We start from the raw sequence: 21655 nt of genomic DNA on the forward strand, positions 1-21655 counted from the left end.
ATGAATGTAACAGTCGGCCATTAGAGCTTTAGGTTACATAAAATTGTTAACTTTGCCTAGAATCTATTTCCAGAAAGTGGTATACTAAGCTTTGTATAGATTAATTGGTTACAGTTATACAGAAAGGATATCGTTATGATAAAACTAGCACATTACTTAAAACATTACAAAAAGCAAGTTATCATTGGTCCATTCTTTAAATTGCTGGAAGCTATTTTTGAATTGATTGTACCACTTGTTATGGCAAGTATCATTGATATAGGAATCAAGAACAGTGATGTTCCTTATATTATTAGAATGGGTGGCATCATGATTCTTCTTGGTTTTATGGGACTAATCTTTGCTCTCATCTGCCAATACAATGCATCAATTGCCTCTCAGGGTGTAGGTACTATGCTTCGAGCAGATTTGTTTGAACATATTAACGCTTTCACATATAAGGAACTAGACAAGTTTGGAACCAATTCTCTTATCACAAGAATTACAAACGATGTCAATCAGCTTCAACTTGCTGTTGCAATGCTAATACGCCTTGTTATTCGCGCTCCTTTTTTGGTTATTGGTTCAATTATTATGGCAATGATGCTTGATTTGAAATTATCACTTATCTTTATTATTGTTGCTCCACTTGTCTCGGTTATTTTATATTGTGTCATGAGTCGTTCCATTCCCTATTATAAAGTAAGACAAGCAAAAGTTGACAAGATTTCTCTGATTACGAGAGAAAATCTAGAAGGTGCAAGAGTCATACGTGCTTTCTCTAAGCAAGAACAAGAAATGAAACGATTCGAAGAGGCAAATCAAGACGTTACTGATATTGTAATTCGAGTTGGAAAACTATCCGCAATCTTAAATCCAGCTACTTTCACTGTTTTAAATGGTGCCATTATTGCAATTATTTGGTTTGGCGGAAAACAGGTTGATTTGGGGTTTTTGGCACAAGGACAAATCATTGCATTTGTTAATTATATGACACAGATTTCACTTGCACTCGTTGTTGTTGCAAATTTAGTTGTTATCTTTACAAAAGCAAGCGCTTCTGCTGCCAGAATTAATGAAATATTTGATACGCTCCCTTCTTTTGAGGAAGGAAAATCAGAAATTATCCATTCCTTTGACAGTACTACTCCAAAAGTATCGTTTCATGATGTATGCTTTTCGTATACTGGTTCGGATGTATACTCTTTAAACAATATAACGTTTGATGTTTATACAGGACAAACAATTGGAATAATTGGTGGAACTGGCTCAGGCAAGTCTACACTTGTTAATCTGATAGCAAGATTTTACGATACAACAAAAGGTGATATACAAATCGATGGCGTATCTATCAAAGAATATACGTTTGAACAACTTCGTGGTAAATTTGGAATTGTTCCGCAAAAATCGGTATTATTTAAAGGTACAATTGCAGAAAATCTACGCTTTCGAAAAGAAAATGCAACGGATACCGAATTAGAAAAAGCAGTTGAAATTGCACAGGCTTTGGAAATCATTCGTAACAAACCAGATCAATTTGACAGTATCATCGAGCAAGGTGGAAAGAATTTGTCTGGAGGACAAAAGCAACGTATCGCAATAGCAAGAGCATTGGTGGGTAATCCTGAAATACTAATACTAGATGATAGTTCCAGCGCTCTTGATTATGCTACCGATGCAGCGCTTCGAAAAGCAATCAAAGAACAGATTAAAGATACTACGGTATTTATTGTTTCTCAAAGAGCAAATTCAATCAAATATGCGGATAAAATTATTGTGTTAGACGATGGACAAATGGTGGGAATTGGCACGCATGACGATTTACTTGAAACTTGCGAAACCTACAAAGAAATTTGTTTATCCCAGCAAAGTAGTGAGGAGGTTAATCGAAAATGAATCAAAAGCAAATAATTGTATTAAAAAAACTTCTTCAATATATCAAACCATATAAAATTCACTTAATATTTATCTCTATTAGTGCTTTGTTAAGTGTGGTCTTCACTTTGCTTACACCAATTTTAATTGGAAATGCAATTGATTACGTGATAGGACCAGGAAATGTTGATTTTCCTAATATTTTTAAAATATTAACTTATTTAGCCGCTTCTATTGCAATTAGTGCAATATTTCAATGGTTTATGAGTTACGAATCCTCTAAGCTAACTTCTTTAACTGTGAGTGATTTACGCTCAAGTGCTTTTGGTAAATTTAATCAAGTTCCATTAAAATTCATTGATACAAATTCTCACGGAAATCTTATCAATAGTATTGTAAATGACATCGATCAAATATCAGACGGGCTATTACAAGGATTCTCTCAATTATTTAGTGGTGTTATTACAATTATTGGAACGTTACTTTTTATGCTGTTCATTCAATATAAAATTGCATTCGTTGTCGTTCTTTTGACCCCGCTTTCATTTTTTGTTGCTTCCTTTATATCAAAGCATACGTATCATCAAATGAAAGAACAAGCAGAAATCAGAGGGGAATTAAGTGGCTACATTGAAGAAATAATTGGAAACGAAAAGACCATAAAGGCGTTTGGGTATGAAAAAAGAGCAATCAACACATTCTCAACCATTAATCAACGTCTTTATGATTGTGGTTGGAGAGCTCAATTTTACTCCTCTTTAACCAATCCAGGGACACGCTTTGTAAATGGAGTGGTCTATGCAGCCGTAGGTATATATGGCGCAATTAGCGCAGTAAACGGTACATTAAGCGTAGGACAATTATCTTCCTTTTTGTCTTATGCAAATCAATATACCAAGCCTTTTAATGAAATATCTGGTGTATTTACGGAATTTCAATCGGCTCTTGCTTCAGCCAGCCGAATTTTTAGTATAATTGAATCAGAAAATGAAATTTCTGATGAGAACCTATTAACTGAGGTAAATTGTGAAGGCGAAATAGATATCAATCACATTAGCTTTTCTTATGTCCCAGAAGTTCCATTGATTGAAGATTTTAATCTTCATGTAGCAACTGGGCAACGTGTTGCCATTGTTGGGCCTACTGGATGTGGTAAAACAACCTTTATCAATCTTTTGATGCGTTTTTATGACATTACCTCGGGGCAAATAAAAATTGACGGTATTGACATTCGTGACATGAAACGAAAGACACTGCGGGAACAGTTTGGTATGGTACTACAAGAAAGTTGGCTTTTTCAGGGAAGTATTTTTGAAAACATTGCGTATGGGAAACAAGATGCTACCCTTGAAGAAGTAGTTGAAGCTGCAAAATCTGCACATGCTCATAGCTTTATTAAACGTTTACCAAATGGGTATGATACAATTATCACAGAAGACGGAAATATATCACAAGGTCAAAAGCAATTGCTTTGTATTGCTCGCATTATGCTTACCAAACCTCCAATCCTTATACTAGATGAAGCCACTAGTAACATAGATACGCGAACAGAAGTAAAGATACAAAAAGCGTTCTTAGAATTAATGAGAGGACGTACCAGCTTTATCGTTGCTCATAGACTCTCAACAATCAAAGAGTCCGACGTCATTATTGTTATGGATAAAGGGCATATTATTGAGCAAGGTAATCATGTAGAGCTATTAGAAAAGGGAGGTTTTTACTCCAACCTCTATAACAGTCAATTTGCAGTAACCTAATATGTTATGTATAACGAAAGGCATTTAAGTCACAGTATAGCGACTTAAATGCCTTTCATGTATAAGTTTAATTATCTTTTTTCATCAACAACATTTCCTGCTGCATCTACTACTTTTTCATTGATCTGCTTATCAATGCTTTTCTTTTCCTCTTGAATCATGGCTTGATACATTTCTAGTATCTTCTCATCTTCTCTGGAAAGTTCAGCATCTCTTTCCTCTTGCAATTCATGTTTTAATTTTGAAGTGGTTTCTTCAATTCTTTCGTCCAATGCAACAATCTTTTTATCATATTCTAACATACGTTGCTGGTATTCACTTGGCTCTCCCAATTTGCTATAAGCTTCAAATTCTTCAGGAGATGGCATCTGTCCACCACGGTTAAAGTCCTCAAATTTTCTTCTAAGCTCTAATTCCAATGCCTCCTGACTACCTGGTTCAACTTGATATGTCGAATTTAAATCCTCCTGATATTTTGAAAGGGTGTTCTTCGTCTCTAAGGTAGCGTTAATTTCATTTTGATAACCTTCTATTTCTTTGGCACGCTTTTCTTTTATTAAGTCTAATTTAGCTTGCACGTCTAATTGCCCGCTTTTTTTATCAAGCTCTGCCTTTTTATCTAATAAATCTTTTATGGATGAATCATTTTGGGGTACTAGATTTAATTGACTGGCTTGTATCGAACCACTTTGTTCTACTGAAGCCTTCTCTTTTTTAGCTCCTAGTACTGTATTATTGTTGTTAACAGAATCATTTATTATCTTAGACCAATTTGTATTATTTTCTACCTTCATAACTTCCTCCTAAGTAATGTATTGAATAAGCCAAATTTATTCTAAGATGGATATCGACATATTTACAAAAATATATTAACGATATTTATAAACTTAAAGAAATTGTAAGTTTTTCTTTTTGTGTTTTAACCTATTTTACTTTCTGAGATTTTAAATATACAGGAACTTCATATAATAGCATTGCAATCCAGCCACAGGCACAAGCATAGGCAATTCCTTTAAAGCCAGCCACTGGTATTAATAAATAAACAAAGACAACTCGAAATACCATTTGAATACTGGTTGAATAAAAAGTTACTTTCATATTACCCATTCCTCTAAAATAACCCTGAATCCAATTTGTAAAAGCAGGAAACAAATAAAAAAATGCCATGTATCTTAGATAACTGCTTCCTAATACAATTACATTACTAGCTGGATCACTCACAAATAATCCCATAACATTTTTTGCAGAAAAGAACACTACAAGAACTAAAAATAACCAGTAAAAAAGTTCTATTACCAAACTCTTTTTAAACGCTTCTTTTATTCGAGACGTCTTTTTTGCTCCTCTGTTTTGTGCAATACATACAGTCATTGCCTGTGCAATGCTTTGTTGTGGGATAAATGCAAAATCATCGACACGATTTACTGCATTAAAAGCTGCTATACCATCAATTCCCAATGGATTCACCGCTCCTTGTACAAAAACTTTTCCGATTTGTAAAACCGTTTGTTGCATTGCGCTAGCCCAACTATAATGAATCGTTTTCCCAATTAATGATTTGTCAAATATCATTTCTTTTAAACCTAGATGAATAAAAGGCATTTTTTTATAAATATATACGATACATAAAATACATGAAACTGATTCTGCTATGATAGTAGCGAATGCCGCTCCAACGACTCCCATTTGCATACCTGCAACGAATATAATGTCTAACCCTGCATTAATGACTGCAGAAATAATCAAAAAATAAATAGGGGTTTTGGAATCTCCGATGCTTCTTAATGCTGCCGCATATACATTATAAAAGAACGTAAAAATCAAACCAATAAATATTATTCTTAAGTAGTTAGTTGCCATTATTAGAACTTCTTCTGGTGTATGGATGATTCGTAGTATAAACGGAGCAAAAATGAAACCTAAAATCGTAATCAGAATGGTAAAAAAACTACCAGCAATTATAGTAGTTGATATTTCTCTCTTTAATTTATCAAAATCCTTTGCCCCATAAAACTCACTCATAAGTACAGATGCACCTAAACAAATTCCAATGATAAAAAAGATAACTATATTCATGATAGGATTCGATGTTCCAACTGCAGCCAATGCTTCTTCGCCCGCATATCTTCCTACAATGATAGAGTCTACTGCATTATAAGTTAACTGAAAAATATTCCCTAAAATCATGGGAACTGCAAACCCAATCATTTGTTTTGTAATATTTCCTTCCGTCATATTTGACTGCATAACAATCCTCCTAAATATCCTATTACCATAAAAAACGCTTCTACCATAAGGCACAAGCGTTTTTAAGAGAAACGGCAAATATTCGCTTCAACTTGTTTATAGTATTTGCTCTAATGTAGTACGTACTGCTTTAATAAAGCCTTCACTACTTAGTGTAGTTGGATTTTTAATTGATGTAATCAATGCCAAATCTTTTGTCATCTTTCCATCTTCTATTGTCTGAACACATGCTTGTTCTAACTTATCTGCAAATTGTATCAAAGCATCATTCTTATCCAACTCACCACGTTTTCTAAGCGCACCAGTCCATGCAAAAATAGTAGCAACAGAGTTGGTAGATGTTTCTTCGCCTTTTAAGTGCTTATAATAATGTCTTTGAACCGTTCCATGTGCCGCTTCGTATTCATAATAACCTTCTGGTGATACTAATACAGAAGTCATCATCGCAAGTGATCCAAATGCAGAAGATACCATATCACTCATAACATCACCGTCATAGTTTTTACATGCCCAGATAAAGCCGCCTTCTGCCTTCATGATTCGTGCTACTGCATCATCAATTAAAGTATAGAAATATTCAATACCAGCCTCTTCAAAGGCTTTTGCATACTCGTTATCAAAGATTTCCTGAAAAATATCTTTAAATGTATGATCATATTTTTTAGAAATCGTATCTTTTGTTGCAAACCACAGATCTTGCTTTGTATCAAGTGCAAAAGCAAAGCAGCTTCTTGCAAAGCTCTCTATTGAATCGTTTAAATTATGCATTCCTTGTAAAATACCTGCACCACTAAACTCATGAATCAATTCTTTTATTTGTGTTCCATCTTCCGCTGTAAATACAAGTTCAGCCTTCCCTTTTGAAGGAACCTTTATTTCAGATGCTTTATACACATCTCCATAAGCATGCCTTGCAATCGTGATTGGTTTTTTCCAGTTTCTAACGCAAGGCTCAATCCCTTTTACGATAATTGGTGCACGAAATACGGTACCATCCAATATGGCACGAATGGTTCCATTTGGACTCTTCCACATTTCTTTTAATGTGTATTCTTTCATTCTTGCGCCATTAGGTGTAATGGTTGCACATTTTACAGCAACTCCATATTCTTTGGTAGCTTGCGCTGCATCCACAGTCACCTGATCGTTTGTCTCGTTTCTATACTCAAGTCCCAGATCATAATATTTTGTATTGAGTTCAATAAATGGATGAAGCAATTCATCTTTTATCATTTTCCAAAGAATCCTTGTCATTTCATCTCCATCCATTTCCACAAGTGGGGTTGCCATTTTAATTTTTTCCACGCTAATGTCCTCCTAATAATTCGTATTCTATAACAATTCCCTCTTGATTCAAGAATTGTTATATTACTCTTCTGCTTGTTTCAAAATATTTTCTAGTCCATAATCACTAATATTTTTAATGGTATTCATAATATGCTCATTTGCCAAGACTTCCGCCTTGTCTGGGTTCTTTTCCCTTAAAGCTTCCACAATTTTTTTATGTTCATCATTTGTTTTTACTACCCTTGTATCCGAGGAAAGTGTAATTTTTCGTACACGTTGCACATAATGATGAAAGTCAGAAAGCATATGATGTAATTGCTTGCTATTAGAAGCTTTATAGATAACTTCATGAAATTTGTTATCTAGTTCTAATACTTGTTCATAGTGTTTTCTTTGAGCATGAAATTCAAACAGATAAGTAATCTCCTCTAATTCCTCAATCTGTTCTGTTGTAATATTCTCTGTTGCCCATCTAGCACTTAACCCCTCTAATAAAGAACGAATGATATAAATATCTTTGATATCTTTTGCTGTTATTCCTGTAACATAAGCTCCTTTATTTGGAATAATATTTACCAATCCTTCCAATTCAAGTTGTCTTAATGCTTCTCTTACTGGAGTTCTGCTAACACCTAAGTCAAGAGCAATTGCAGTTTCTTTTAATTCTTCTTTTTGTTTGTATTTACCTGCTAATATATCCTCTCTGATTCGATTGAACACGCGCCCCCGTAAGGAGTATTTATCTGTAACTTCATTTTGAAGTTCGTGAATTGCCAAGTTAAAATCCTCCCAACAAATAAAATCTGGCTACCATTTGCTTAGAGTCTTATCAACCCTATGCTTTGATTAAATCGTCCTATTGCATATCATAAGAATACACTTTTATCTAACGTTAAAATACAAAGTTTTTAACGCCACTCTATCATAATAAAAGATTTCTACTTATTTTTCAATGCAATTCCTAATTTATTGCAAGTTTCTTCAATAATTGCAACTAACTCATCATCTGTCATGACAGTGACGCGTCCGCTTTCATATTCTTCGTCTACCCAATCTTTAATCACTTGAACTAAGGCTGAATTTTTATCAACCTGACTATCTTTTGATAGTTTGTAATAGGTATTAATCCAATGGGCAATACCTGCCAGTCCTGAAGTATTTGAAACTGCTACCAGTACTGGTCTGTTTAGAAACTTTTCGGTATCAAAGATATTATAAATCTCTTCATTTTTAAGTAATCCATCCGCATGTATCCCTGCACGAGTTACATTGAAGTTTTTACCAACAAAAGGAGTTCTTTCAGGAATTTTATAACCAATTTCCTTTTCAAAATACTCTGCTAACTCTGTAATTACCGTTGTGTCCATTCCATCTAATGTACCTTTTAGTTGTGCATACTCAAATACCATCGCTTCAATTGGAGTATTACCTGTTCTTTCTCCAATACCAAACAATGAACAATTAATACCACAAGCTCCATAAAGCCAAGCCGTTGTAGAATTAGATACCGCCTTATAAAAATCATTGTGTCCGTGCCATTCAATCAATTCGGACGGAACACCTGCATGCGTAGTCAGTCCATATATAATTCCTTGTACGGAACGTGGTATGACAGATCCTGCAAAGTTTACTCCATATCCCATGGTATCACAAGCTCGAATTTTAACTGGAATGTTATACTCTTCTTTTAACTTCATAAGTTCAAGGCAAAAAGGTATCACAAAACCAAATATATCAGACCTTGTAATGTCTTCTAGATGACACCTTGGGCTTACCCCTGTTTCCAGACATTCTCTTATTACACTTAGATAATGATTCATAGCTTCTTTTCTTGTCATCTTCATCTTGTAAAAAATATGATAATCAGAACAGCTAACTAAGATACCTGTTTCTTTTAATCCGATTTCTTTTACTAACTCAAAATCTTTTTTATTGGCACGTATCCAGCTTGTAATCTCTGGAAATTCATATCCTCTTTCCATGCATTTATATACAGCATCACGATCTTTTTTACTATATAAAAAGAATTCACTTTGTCTGATGATTCCTTTTGGTCCCCCAAGTCTATGTAGATCATCGTAAATCCTTACAATCTGTTGCGTCGAATAAGGTGCTCTTGATTGCTGTCCGTCTCGAAAGGTTGTATCTGTAATCCAAATCTCCTCTGGCATATTATGAGGCACGATTCTATCGTTAAATGCTATTTTAGGCACCTCATCATATGGAAATAAATTTCGAAATACATTAGGCTTTTGTACATCTACCAGATTATAGATATGTTCTTCTAATTGTAATAAGTTTGTTTGACGGTTCATTTTTACTGATCTGTTTTCCATCTTTTCTCTTCTTTCTATTTAGATTAAGAATATATGTTACGCTAAAATCAATAACTTTTTAGCGTATTAACGTAAAATATTTTAGCATTATTGTATACAATAATACCTTTAATTGTCAAGTCGTATTTTATACTAAAATCATAAATAATTATGCAAGAGATTTAAAAAAAGGCTTATCTGTACGATGTCACAGATAAGCCTCTTGATAAAACAACTTTACCTTCTTTCATATACCAAAGTTTCGTATGGTTGTAACAGTATTTTACCTTCTTTTTGTTGGTGTAGAGTGTAATTGCTAAGTAATAATTGATACCTCTTACAATCAAATTCACAATCCAATTGTATCTTGTCATGGCTAAAATTATTGATTACAATAATCTGGTCTTGATCCGTATATCTTCGATATGCAAATACTTCTGGTTGCGACAGATACATAAAGTCAATCCTACCTTCTGCAATTACTTCTTTTGTTTTTCTTAAGTGAATTAATTTTTTATAATAATGAAAAATGGAATTGCTATCTTCTTTTTGAGCCAGAGCATTTTTATCCCCTTCCATAGATGGAATTAAAATCCATGGTTCTTTTTCAGAGAATCCTGCATACCTTTCATTTGACCATAGCATCGGAGTTCTTGCATTATCCCTTGACCTTGCCGCTAAAATCTCTAATGCTTCTTCCTTGCTCTTTCCTTGCTTTATCATTATTTCATAATAATTTAAACTTTCTACATCGCGGTACTGCTCAATCGAATCAAAGTAAGCATTGGTCATACCAAGTTCTTCGCCTTGATAAATATATGGAGTTCCTCTAAGAAGATGAATACTGGTTGCAAGCATTTTTGCAGATTCTTTCCAATACCTCTTATCATCTCCAAAACGTGAAACAACACGGGGTTGGTCATGATTGCACCAAAACACTGCATTCCATCCATTTTCTTTTTGCATACCCATCTGCCAATCCATCAGTATTTTTTTCAATGTGGGAATGTCTGGTTTGGTAACCTCCCATTTATCCCCATTTAGATAATCTACTTTAAGATGATGAAAATTAAAGCACATGGTGAGCTCTTTCTCTTCTGGCTTGGAATAGCGAATGCAGTTTTCAAGTGTAGTAGAAGACATCTCACCTACTGTCATCAGATCCTCTATCCCAGTATCCTTCACTAACTCTTTTAAGTACTCATGCACATTTGGACCGTCTGTATATAATCTTCTCCCGTCACCAAGCATATCATCTTCTAACACTTCAGGCTTTGAGATTAAGTTAATCACATCAAATCGAAATCCTTTGATGCCTTTTGATTTCCAAAATAAAATTACTTGCTTTAGTGCATCTCGAACGCATTTATTATTCCAGTTCAAGTCAGCTTGCGTCACATCAAATAAATGTAAGTACCATTTACCAAGGTGTGGCACATATTCCCACGCTGAGCCTCCAAACTTTGACTCCCAGTTGGTAGGAGGCGTATCTTTGCTTCCTTCTTTGAATATATAGTAATCCTGATACTCCTTTTCACCATTTAGGGCACGCTTAAACCAATCATGTTTTGTTGAAGTATGATTAAATACCATATCAAGCATAATGCCAATGTTACGTTGATCTGCTTCATCTATCAATTGCTCTAAATCTTTCATACTACCAAACAAAGGATCGATATTGAAATAATCTGCAATATCATATCCGTTATCTCTTTGAGGAGATACAAAAAATGGTGTAATCCAGATATAGTCAATTCCTAATTCTTGTAAATAATCCAATTGTTGAATTATCCCTTTTAAATCTCCAATTCCATCTTGATTGGAATCTTTAAAAGATCTTGGATATATTTGGTATATTACCTTATCTTTAAAATCTGACAATTCTTTTTCCTCCAGTTTGCCAAAACCCTATCACTTACGCTGTAATTACATTCCCTTCTTCTTTCCTACGATTACGGTTAGTACAAAAGGTACAATAATCGCTATTAGCATGCATATGGTAAACAAAAGCATATACACAGGTTGTATGGATAAAACACCAGGTATTCCACCTACTCCAATTGCATTGGCTGTAACACTTCCGCCGACACATACAATTGCTGCGATTGCCGAACCTATCATACCACACACGAATGGAAACGCGTATTTTAGATTAACACCAAACATAGCTGGTTCTGTTACACCAAGATAGCAAGAGATAATTGCTGGTATATTGACTTCTTGCGCCTTAGCATTTTTCTTTTGCAAATAACTCATACCCAATACGGCTGAGCCTTGTGCTATATTTGATAAGGCAATCATCGGCCATAACATAGTTCCGCCATAATCTGCAATCAATTGTAAATCAATTGCATTTGTCATATGGTGCAATCCTGTAATTACAAGAGGTGCATACACAAATCCAAAAATAGCTGCAAATATAACTTTTACTGGTCCTGTAATTCCAGCATACACAACACTCGATATAACAGAGCCGATTTTCCAACCAATTGGTCCTAATATAAAGTGTGCTGCTATTACTGATAATAAGAGACTGCAAAATGGTACAACAATCATTGAAACTACCTGTGGCGTAATTTTGCGGAAAAACTTCTCTAGATACACCAATGTAAACGCTGCTAAAATCGCTGGTATTACTTGAGCTTGATACCCAATCATATTAATTTTAAAAAAACCAAAATTCCAAAACGGTATGTCTGCTGCCGCTGTGCCAGCTACTCCATAAGCATTTAGCAATTGACCAGACACCAAGGTTAAACCAAGTATGATTCCAAGCATTTGAGTTGTACCCATCTTCTTTGTTACCGACCAGCATATTCCGACTGGTAACATATGAAACACTGCTTCACCAATTAGCCATAAAAAGCTATCAACCCCTGCCCAAAACTGACTTATATCAACAAGTGTCTTTGTTCCATTTTCAAATACGTATAAACTATCAATACAATTTCGAAAACCTAATATCAAACCTCCAACAATAATGGCTGGTATCAAAGGTGCAAATATTTCTGCTATTGCTGTTACCGCTCGTTGCATCACATTTTGATTCTTCTTTGCTGCTTGCTTTACTTCATCTTTTGATACGCCTTCTACTCCTGCTAGCGCAACAAAATCATTATAAAATTCCCCCACAGAATTACCTATAATCACCTGAAATTGTCCTGCTTGTGTAAAGGTACCTTTGACAACTTTCATTTCTTCAATCTTTTTAATGTCTGCCACCGAAGGGTCATTTAAGACAAACCTCATTCTTGTCACGCAATGAGATACTGCATTGATATTGGACTTACCACCTATTAGTTCCAAAAGTTCCTTTGCATCCTTTTCATATTTACCCATAGTGTTCCTCCTCTTATACTTGTTTAAACAAGTTCTATATTTTATTTATATCATGCTTGTTTAAACAAGTCAATCTCTATTTTCATTTCTGCTCCTTTTTTTACATTGACTCTAATACTTTTCCCATTTATAATGAAATAAGATTGTTTAAACAAGTTAGAAGGAGTCATTATGCCAAAAAGTAAATTTGAATTAATTTATATAGATATCAAGAGAAAAATAGAATCACAGGAATACAATTATCAAGATTTATTACCATCAGAAAATACTTTATCTAGAAATTATAAATGTACTAGAAATACAATAAGACGAGCCATCCAATCCTTAGTCAGCGAAGGTTATGTTCAGACCATGCATGGAATAGGTGTAAGAGTTATTTATCAGCCAGTGGATCAAAATACCTTTACGATAGGAGGTATTGAGTCCTTTCAAGAATCTGCCGCCAGAAATCATAGAGAATCGAAAACGAAAGTAATACAATTTACAGAATTAATCGTAGATGAAAGAATTGCAAAACATAGCGGCTTTCCAATTGGCACCGAATTGTATTACATACAACGCGTTCGTTACCTTGATGGAAAGCCGCTTATATTAGATATTAATATGTTTTTAAAATCTTTGATTCCAAATCTTACAAAACAAATTGCCGAAAAGTCCATTTATGAATACCTGGAAAATGAACTTGGTATGTCTATTGTCACAAGTAAAAGAAAAGTGACCGTAGAAAGAATTACTGAAATTGATGAAAAATACTTGGAGCTAAACGACTATAACTGCCTAGCAGTAATCAGCAATCAAACTTACAATTCGGATGGTATTTTATTTGAATACACCAAATCCAGACATCGTCCTGACTATTTTTGTTTTCAAGATACTGCTACCAGAAAACGTACAAGCTCTTAAAACCTTAAAACTACACAATATTTGCAAACTGTGCCATATAAAGTTCATAATAAAAGCCTTTTTTTGCCATAAGTTTTGTTGCATTGCCTTCTTCCACAATGATCCCATCATCAATAACAAATATTCGGTCAGCATTTTGAATGGTTGACAATCGATGTGCAATGACAAAAGAAGTTCTGTTTTTTAATAAAGCTTCGATTCCTTCTTGCACTAATATTTCAGTATGGGTATCTATACTTGAAGTTGCTTCATCTAGTATAAGAATCTTTGGGTTTGAAACCATGGTTCTTGCAAAAGCCAATAATTGTTTTTGCCCCACAGATAATCCTGCCCCACGTTCTTTTAGTACCGTGTCATACCCTTTTTCCATTTCCATTATAAATTCATGTGCATTTACTGCTTTAGCCGCTTGAATCACCTCTTCATCGGTTGCATCTAATTTACCATATTTGATATTTTCTTTTATCGTTCCAGAGAATAAGAAATTATCCTGCGTCATAATCCCCATTTGTTGTCTTAAGCTCTCTATCGTAATCTTCTTTACGTCATAACCATCTACGGTAATTCTTCCTTTTTGGATATCGTAAAATCGACTAATCAAATTCACAATCGTTGATTTTCCAGCTCCTGTTGGACCTACCAAAGCAATTGTTTCACCTGGCTTTACTTTAAAGCTAACATCATTTAGCACTTTACTATTTGCATCGTATTCAAAGGAAACATTTTGAAATTCTACCTCTCCTTTGATTTCTGGAAGCGTTGCAACATCTTTTTCATCTGTGATATCTGCTTTGGTATCCATGATTTCAAAGATACGCTCTGCCCCTGCAACATTCGTAATCAATTGGTTATAAAAATTACTAAGATTTAAAACAGGGCGCCAAAACATTGAGATATATGTTCCAAATGCGATTAGTGTTCCTACTGGTACTTTATCTGCACCTATCATTTTAACACCAACATAATAAAGCATTAATGTACCAATTCCCCAACAAAAATCAACAATAGGTCCAAATGCATCTGCATATTTTACTGCTGCCATAAAGGAATTCTTATGCTCCGTAAGGAGCTCTTCAAACGTCTCTTGTGTCTCCTCTTCTGCTCCAAAGCTTTGAATAATATACATACCCGAAATATCTTCATGCACAAATGCATTTACATTCGAGCCTTTCTTACGAAATATTTGCCATTTCACATGTGCCTTTCTTTGGATGATGAATACACCAATTATCATGAACGGAAGGCTACTTAATGCGGCAATTGCCAATCTCCAATTCTTTATAAACATAATGAGAACTACGGATGATATCGTAATGAAATCTGGAATCAAAGTTGTTACACTATTTGACAATACTTCCTTTAACGAGTTTACATCTCCAATAATTCTTGCCAATATCTTACCTGTTGGTCTGCTATCAAAAAACTGAAAGCTTAAGGTCTGAATGTGTGTGTATAGTTCTTCTCGTATGGTTAATAATACCTTATTTGACACTTCTGCCATAATATACATTCTAGTTTTAATCAATATTACTAAAATAATATTAATGCCCGCCGCAAATGCACCTAATCGTAAAAGACCAATTCTATCCTTTTGCTTTATATAGACATCAATGGCTCTTTCTATAATAAGAGGATTGACTAACGTAATTGTTACACAACAAAACATAATCAGTAGTACAAATATAATCTTCTTTTTATAAGCCAGTAAATATCGAAACAGCCTGATTAATGTGACTTTTCTGGAATGCGACTCTAAAAGCTCATCTTCTTTTACTGAATTAATTGCCACTTTTTCCTCCTTCTATGCACGCATTACTTCTTTGTATTGTGCATGAAACGTCTTATAATATAATCCTTTCATTGCCAGTAACTCATCATGTTTACCACGTTCTGCTATTTTTCCTTTTTCTAAAACAATGATTTCATCTGCATTACGTACCGCTGAAATTCGATGGGCAATGATTATTTTTGTTACATTGTCTAATTCATTTAAGTTATTTTGTATCTTATATTCTGTCTCCATATCAAGTGCAGATGTAGAATCGTCTAATACAAGGATTGGCATTCTCTTTGCAAGTGCCCTTGCGATACTGATTCTTTGTTTTTGCCCTCCTGATAAACCAACCCCACGTTCTCCGATTAATGTTTCATACTGATTTTCCATTTTTTCAATAAAGTTCGTGGCATGAGATTCTCTAAGTGCCTCTCTTACTTCATCATTTCGAACTCTGTTTTTCTTACCAAGCTTTACATTTGAATTAATCGTATCGGAAAACAAGAATACATCCTGCATAACAAGTGTAATATTCTTTCTTAATTCCTTTAGACTTAATTTTCGAATATCTACACCATCTAATAAGATCTTTCCTTCTGATACATCATAAAAACGCTGTAACAAATTGATAATAGAGGTTTTTCCTGTACCTGTTGCACCCATAATACCAATCGTTTTTCCTGCCTCTACCTCAAACGAAATGTCCTTTAATATGTACTTTTTATCAATTTGAAGGGATACCTGTTCAAATTTTACATTTCCTTTAACCTCTCCTAATGTGATAGGATTTTCTTCTTCTACAATTTGAGGCTTTTGATTATAAATGGTCTTAATCTTTTTATTTGATGCGATTGCGCTGGCAAGGTCATTAAATAACCAGCCAAGCATTTCCATCGGCCATACAATATTATTACAGTATTCTGCCGCCGCTCCTAGTGTACCAAGCGTAATCTCACCATTAATGACAAGAACTCCTCCATAAACTATCGCAACTATTGGTAAAAGCTTTGTTATCATTTGAAACATAGGTTGATACTTTACCAATACCTTTGATTGTCTCATATTAAGATCATAGTATCTTTTGTTATGCGATAAAAATTTTGTAATCTCAAATTTCTCTCTTGCAAATGCTTTGACCGTTCTCACTCCTGCTAGATTTTCTTGTGCTACGGTATTTAACACAGCATTTTCTTCACTAATTTCTTCGTATACTCCACCCAATTTATTTTCCATCAAAATAGCCAGAAATCCTACAACTGGCATTGCAATGACTGGAATCATAAATAATTTAAAATTCAAATGAAACATACAAAATAATATAATGGTCGTATGTATGACAACTTCTATAATTAGCATACTGATATATCCAAGAGCTGACCAGATTTTATCCACGTCATCCTTAACTCTTGCCATTATTTCACCTGTGTTATTTTCATTAAAAAATCCAATGGATAATCCTTGAATATGGTGAAACAATCGCTTTCTCATATCAGAAGCGATACTTGCGCTTATTTTATCAAATATATATTCTTTTATATATCCAAACACACATCGCCCCGCACCGATGAGAAAAATCATTAGTAGTAGCTGGGTTAATATTCCTATTTGTCCGTTTCCAATCACATCATCAATGATTTTCTTTGTCAACTGCGGCGAAAGCATATCTAATCCAACCTGAAATACCATGCAAATAATTGCAATGAAATAAAAATACCAATGCTCTAGTATATAGCTTGAAATTTTTTTCATTTTTTCCCCTTTCCAATCTTTTCCTCTCCAAAGCACAAAAAAGCCATAGCAAGATGCTACGGCCTTAACATTAATTTAAATAAAAAAAACATAAATTTAATGTGATGCAATAGAGGTAATCTTACATTCATAATTCTTTATTAAGTTGATATTTCTTAAAACAATTCCAATTATAGACATATTTTTTACCTCTCTTTCTTTATATTTTTATTTCACTTTTGTTATTATATCCTTTGGACAAACACTTTGTCAACCAATTTCATAATATCTTACTTTTTCTAAATACAATACCTCAAATTATTTTAAGTATTGAATAAAATTTCACTGAATTATTATGGAAAACACACTCTCTTTCCGTTATAATGAATAACAAACATAAGATAAGGGAGGTTTAAATCTATGGAACATATGCAACATAACAAAGTCATAACACAAATCAAAGAATCTGGGCATTTACCAAAAATACCAAAAGCTTTTGGCGAAATATTAGACATGCTATTAGATCCATATGAATATGATTTAGACGAATGCATTGATAAATTCATAAAATATCCCCAGCTTGAAAAAATTATGATACATTCTTTGGATTACAATTCTAATTTAAATCGCAAATTTTTAACTATCAGAGATGCCATTACATATCTTGGTGCTCGCAATGCAAAGATAGTAGCAATTTCTTATATCACTAATCTATTAGTTCCTATAGAAAAAGGTAGAGCAAAAGTATTCAATAATAAAAAATATTGGAAACATTGTCTTGGGACTTCGATTGCTGCATACAAAATTGCAGAAAAATCAAATTTGTCGGATAAAGATAAAATGTTTATTTACGGTCTGGTTCACGATATTGGTGTTACTGTTTTAGATATATGCCTCCCTGATGAAATGGATCAGATTCATCAGTTACAAAAAAAAGGAGTTCATCAAATAGCAGCTGAAAAACTTGTATTACAAGGAATTACACATGCAGAGATCGGCTCATGGCTTTGCTTTGAATGGAATTTACCTGATGAAATGCAAACCATCATAGCCAATCACCACACTCCTTTGCTAGCCACACGACATAAAACAGATGTAATGATTATACATCTTGCAGATAGCATTAGTACCACTTATTATGAATCCTTACTTGGATGTGAATCTACTTTCATTTACTCAAAAAAAATCATGGAGTCACTGGGCATTGATGAAGATTTTATGAAAGAAATCATACATACTCTTCCACAAGAAATTGAACGTCTTTACAAAATTGTGGTGTAACTAAATCGTAAATTGTGACTTTCCCTTATCTTTTCCCTTGCGGGAGAAAATAAGGGTCAAAGCTTTCACAAATCATTGATGGTTGCAGTAATCGCCATATTGCGTATCCGTTTTGCCGGGGCATATACCGCAGCGACAGCACAAACAAAATCAAACACAACAACAATGACAAGCAACACTATCGGTAAGCTCCATGTAGTTCCAAAGTATCGCGTTAAAAGCTTGATATGCAAAAATCTACTCAGTGCAATTCCCACTCCACAACCAACCACAAGGCCTGAAATAGCGTAAGTAAAGGCTTCTGCGGCTATCATCTGGAGAAGCTGTCTACCGTCCATACCAACAGCCCGCATAGCACCATACTGTTTTATTCGTGCGCTCACGCTCATCGAAATGCTGTTGATCATATTAAACATCGTAATCATAGCTATAATTGCCAAAAAACTATATATAACAAATTGTGTAGCCAAATAGGTACTTGCATCTTCTTGATTTCTTTTGCGCGCATCACTATAAATCACATTGCTTTCAACAAGACTGTTAATTTGCTGTATCGTTTCATCGGTCGCATCTTTGCCTAGTTGTATGCCAAGCAAGCTATAATTTTGTTCTCCCGTCAGCCGCTTTAAAGTTTCCATGGAGCAAATGATACTGTATTCACTGGGATATAAACCATTAGATGCAACGCACGTAATTTCAACCTCTTGCCCTGCAATCCAAATGATATCTCCAACTTTTAGTGGATTGTCTTTATTGATGATTGTCATAACTTTATCGCTATCTCCATAGATTTCTAACAAATCCCCTTGAACCATACTATCTTTTGTATTTTCAAGCAGATAGTCACTATAAGCCACCAGATTAACATGGTCAATTTCTTGTCGTGAAGAAGTTACTGGAACATTTTGAATATAGGAGCTTCCAAAAACATAATCCACACCTGAAATTGAACCAATCGTATCACTCAACCTTTGACTTAGTACCCGTTCATTCGCATAACCGTTGAGTGTAATATCTGGCTGCCATGACCGTAAAGATGGCACCAATTCGCGTGCAAAATCAAGCCCTACCGAGAAACAAAGAAACAAAATGATACTAAGGGAGAAGCTGGCTGTCATCAGAAACCAGTTTTTCTTTGACGATGTTGCATGATGGACACCTAACGTCTTTTCAATCTTACCAAAACTTAACTTTGAAGCATGCCGTATCGATGATACGGTCTGCGTATTACCTGAAACTGCTGCCATCGGAGAAATCTTAGCTGCCCGTTTGGCAGGAGCCTGTGCTGCCAACAATACAGTTGCAACCCCAACTGCTGCACCACTAACAAGTCCGACGGGGCTAAGAGCAAATACAGGGGTGTTAGTAAATTCACCACCAATCCCGTAATGTAACAGCGCACAAACACTCCAACTGATTGCTGTCCCCAAAATCAAGCCAAATGGCACCGCCGTTTTACACCAATTCAATGCTTCCAACCTTACATACTGAATGATTTGCTGGCGACTTGCACCAATACAGCGCATCATACCAAAGAATTTTGTCCGTTGGGCTACGTTGCTGTTCATACTGCCAGATATCATCAGCACACCAGCAAGCAGTACCAGAACAAACAAAATAGCCGCCATTCCATAAACATTTTTCATCGATTCATTGCTACTTTGCCCCGAAATACCCATGATAGCAGTATTTTCCTTAATGCTTCCTTCCTTCAAATCATACTGCTGTTTGATTTGTGAAATTGCTTTGGAAGCCTTTGAAGCATTTTGAAACTGCACATAGCAGATTGGGCTACTAGAAATATCATTTTGCTCCATAAGTGTTGCAAAAGCTGTTTGTGTCATATACACAGCAACCAAATATGTTTGATCTTTATAATACTCTTTGTCATCCGCTCCAAAGCCTGATACTGTAACATCAGTATCACCAGCAGGGGTTTTCAAAGTTACACGGTCACCGATTTGTACATCCAAAGCAAGCTTAGCATTGAGACTAAGTAAGACCTCATTATCGCTTTTTGGAAAATCTCCTTCTTCAATAGCACTGGCAAGCCTGGTCATATATATATTGTCTGTACCATATAAAACGGCTTTTTTCTCTCCGATATAGTATGGTTGATCTGCATTTGAATTGAATGCCTCTGACCAGCCAATTGCCGTAACATCAGGACGCCCACTTATTTCTGTTGCAATGTCAAAAGAAATATTTTCCAGTTGAATGTGCCAGTTTCCATGATTGTTTTTCATATCTTCACTTTTCGTTCGAATCATCATGTCCGCCACGCTGAAAATCGTTGTCACAAGTAGTACCGAAATAATAATACACATAATTGTCATGCGATTTTGTCGTTTTCTCACCTTTGCACAAATCGGAATAAGGCTAAGATAGCTTCTCATTCGCAACACCTCCCAAATCAGTTAGAACCCCGTCTGATACTAAAAATACCCGATCAGCGGTCTGCGCAATACTTCGGTTGTGGGTAATCATAATAATCGTCTGCTCGTATTTTTTAGATGCCTCTCTAAGTAATGCAATGACCTCGCTACTGTTTTGCGAATCCAAATTACCAGTCGGCTCGTCAGCCAGAATCAGTGCTGGACGGGTGATTAGCGCACGTCCAATTGCCACTCTTTGCTGCTGGCCACCAGATAACTGGCTTGGCAAGTGATTACGGCGCTCTTTCAGATTTAGCACTGTGAGAAGTTCTTCCAGATACTTCTTGTCAGGTTTTTGATAATCAAGGAGCATCGGAAATATAATATTTTGCTCTACGGTGAGTTCTGGTACAAGATTAAACGCCTGAAAAATAAAGCCTATGTTCCTTCGCCGAAAAACGGTGAGCTTTCGGTCATTCATCGAAAAAATATCCTTGCCGTCAATCTTTACCTTGCCCGATGTAGGAATATCCAGCGCTCCAATCATGTTTAAGAGCGTACTTTTGCCGGAACCCGATTCTCCGACAATCGCCACATATTCGCCCTTTGGGACAGAAAAGCTGACATTTTTTAGTGCGTTTACAGCAGTTTCACCGCTGCCATATGTCTTACAAATGTTATTAACCTCTAATAAGTTCATAGTGCAAATACCTCTTTCTTAATGATTTTGCTACACAGGCAGATTTCTTTGTCTATCCTGCCTGTGTTGAAAGAATAGCACATGAATATTACTGC

14 protein-coding genes and 1 pseudogene are annotated in these 21655 nt (G+C 35.0%); 4 read left to right on the forward strand and 11 right to left on the reverse strand.

All coding sequences use genetic code 11. From position 1 onward, the window contains the following. The first annotated feature begins 135 nt into the window (after positions 1–135). The gene (locus F7O84_RS06590) at positions 136–1875 is read left to right on the forward strand and encodes an ABC transporter ATP-binding protein (protein WP_151143235.1); all 1740 of its coding nucleotides are present in this window, start codon (positions 136–138) and stop codon (positions 1873–1875) included. Beyond that, positions 1872–3611, forward strand: coding sequence for an ABC transporter ATP-binding protein (locus F7O84_RS06595; protein ID WP_151143237.1), 1740 nt, complete (start codon positions 1872–1874; stop codon positions 3609–3611). The genes F7O84_RS06590 and F7O84_RS06595 overlap by 4 nt, the downstream gene beginning before the upstream one ends. A 71-nt stretch (positions 3612–3682) precedes the next feature. Here the strand turns inward: F7O84_RS06595 and F7O84_RS06600 are convergent, their stop codons facing one another. The 7 genes and pseudogenes from F7O84_RS06600 to treP form a co-directional block, all read right to left on the reverse strand. Further along, the gene (locus F7O84_RS06600) at positions 3683–4405 is read right to left on the reverse strand and encodes a hypothetical protein (protein ID WP_151143239.1); all 723 of its coding nucleotides are present in this window, start codon (positions 4403–4405) and stop codon (positions 3683–3685) included. Between the two features lie 130 nt (positions 4406–4535). After that, positions 4536–5858 (reverse strand): MATE family efflux transporter, encoded by a 1323-nt coding sequence (locus tag F7O84_RS06605; RefSeq protein WP_151143241.1) that lies wholly within the window; start codon positions 5856–5858, stop codon positions 4536–4538. Positions 5859–5954: 96 nt separating this feature from the next. After that, on the reverse strand, positions 5955–7163 hold the full coding sequence (locus F7O84_RS06610; protein WP_151143244.1) for an NADP-dependent isocitrate dehydrogenase: 1209 nt from the start codon (positions 7161–7163) through the stop codon (positions 5955–5957). Between the two features lie 63 nt (positions 7164–7226). Continuing rightward, positions 7227–7922 (reverse strand): GntR family transcriptional regulator, encoded by a 696-nt coding sequence (locus tag F7O84_RS06615; RefSeq protein ID WP_151143247.1) that lies wholly within the window; start codon positions 7920–7922, stop codon positions 7227–7229. A 161-nt stretch (positions 7923–8083) separates the two neighbouring features. After that, complete coding sequence (locus F7O84_RS06620; RefSeq protein WP_151143250.1) at positions 8084–9481, reverse strand: beta/alpha barrel domain-containing protein; 1398 nt, start codon at positions 9479–9481, stop codon at positions 8084–8086. Positions 9482–9697: 216 nt separating this feature from the next. After that, positions 9698–11341 (reverse strand): alpha,alpha-phosphotrehalase, encoded by a 1644-nt coding sequence (treC, locus tag F7O84_RS06625; RefSeq protein ID WP_151143252.1) that lies wholly within the window; start codon positions 11339–11341, stop codon positions 9698–9700. A 54-nt stretch (positions 11342–11395) separates the two neighbouring features. Then, positions 11396–12799: pseudogene (gene treP, locus F7O84_RS06630) on the reverse strand (PTS system trehalose-specific EIIBC component); the annotation flags it as partial. 171 nt (positions 12800–12970) lie between these two features. Between treP and treR the strand changes: the two are divergent. Further along, positions 12971–13702 carry a trehalose operon repressor gene (gene treR / locus F7O84_RS06635; RefSeq protein ID WP_151143256.1) on the forward strand — a complete coding sequence of 244 codons (732 nt, stop codon included), beginning with the start codon at positions 12971–12973 and terminating at the stop codon, positions 13700–13702. Between the two features lie 10 nt (positions 13703–13712). Here the strand turns inward: treR and F7O84_RS06640 are convergent, their stop codons facing one another. After that, positions 13713–15491 (reverse strand): ABC transporter ATP-binding protein, encoded by a 1779-nt coding sequence (locus tag F7O84_RS06640; protein ID WP_151143258.1) that lies wholly within the window; start codon positions 15489–15491, stop codon positions 13713–13715. A 12-nt stretch (positions 15492–15503) separates the two neighbouring features. After that, positions 15504–17225 carry an ABC transporter ATP-binding protein gene (locus tag F7O84_RS06645; protein WP_151143260.1) on the reverse strand — a complete coding sequence of 574 codons (1722 nt, stop codon included), beginning with the start codon at positions 17223–17225 and terminating at the stop codon, positions 15504–15506. Positions 17226–17624: 399 nt separating this feature from the next. Between F7O84_RS06645 and F7O84_RS06650 the strand changes: the two genes are divergently transcribed. Next, the gene (locus F7O84_RS06650; RefSeq protein WP_207708040.1) at positions 17625–18485 is read left to right on the forward strand and encodes an HDOD domain-containing protein; all 861 of its coding nucleotides are present in this window, start codon (positions 17625–17627) and stop codon (positions 18483–18485) included. 65 nt (positions 18486–18550) lie between these two features. On the opposite strand, the gene F7O84_RS06655 is transcribed toward F7O84_RS06650, so the two are convergent. Then, on the reverse strand, positions 18551–20881 hold the full coding sequence (locus tag F7O84_RS06655) for an ABC transporter permease (RefSeq protein WP_151143262.1): 2331 nt from the start codon (positions 20879–20881) through the stop codon (positions 18551–18553). Further along, complete coding sequence (locus tag F7O84_RS06660) at positions 20865–21560, reverse strand: ABC transporter ATP-binding protein (protein ID WP_151143264.1); 696 nt, start codon at positions 21558–21560, stop codon at positions 20865–20867. Before F7O84_RS06660 ends, F7O84_RS06655 begins: the two co-directional genes overlap by 17 nt. Positions 21561–21655 lie beyond the last annotated feature (95 nt).

This window comes from Candidatus Galacturonatibacter soehngenii (assembly GCF_008830185.1).
Lineage (GTDB): Bacteria > Bacillota > Clostridia > Lachnospirales > Lachnospiraceae > Lachnotalea > Lachnotalea soehngenii.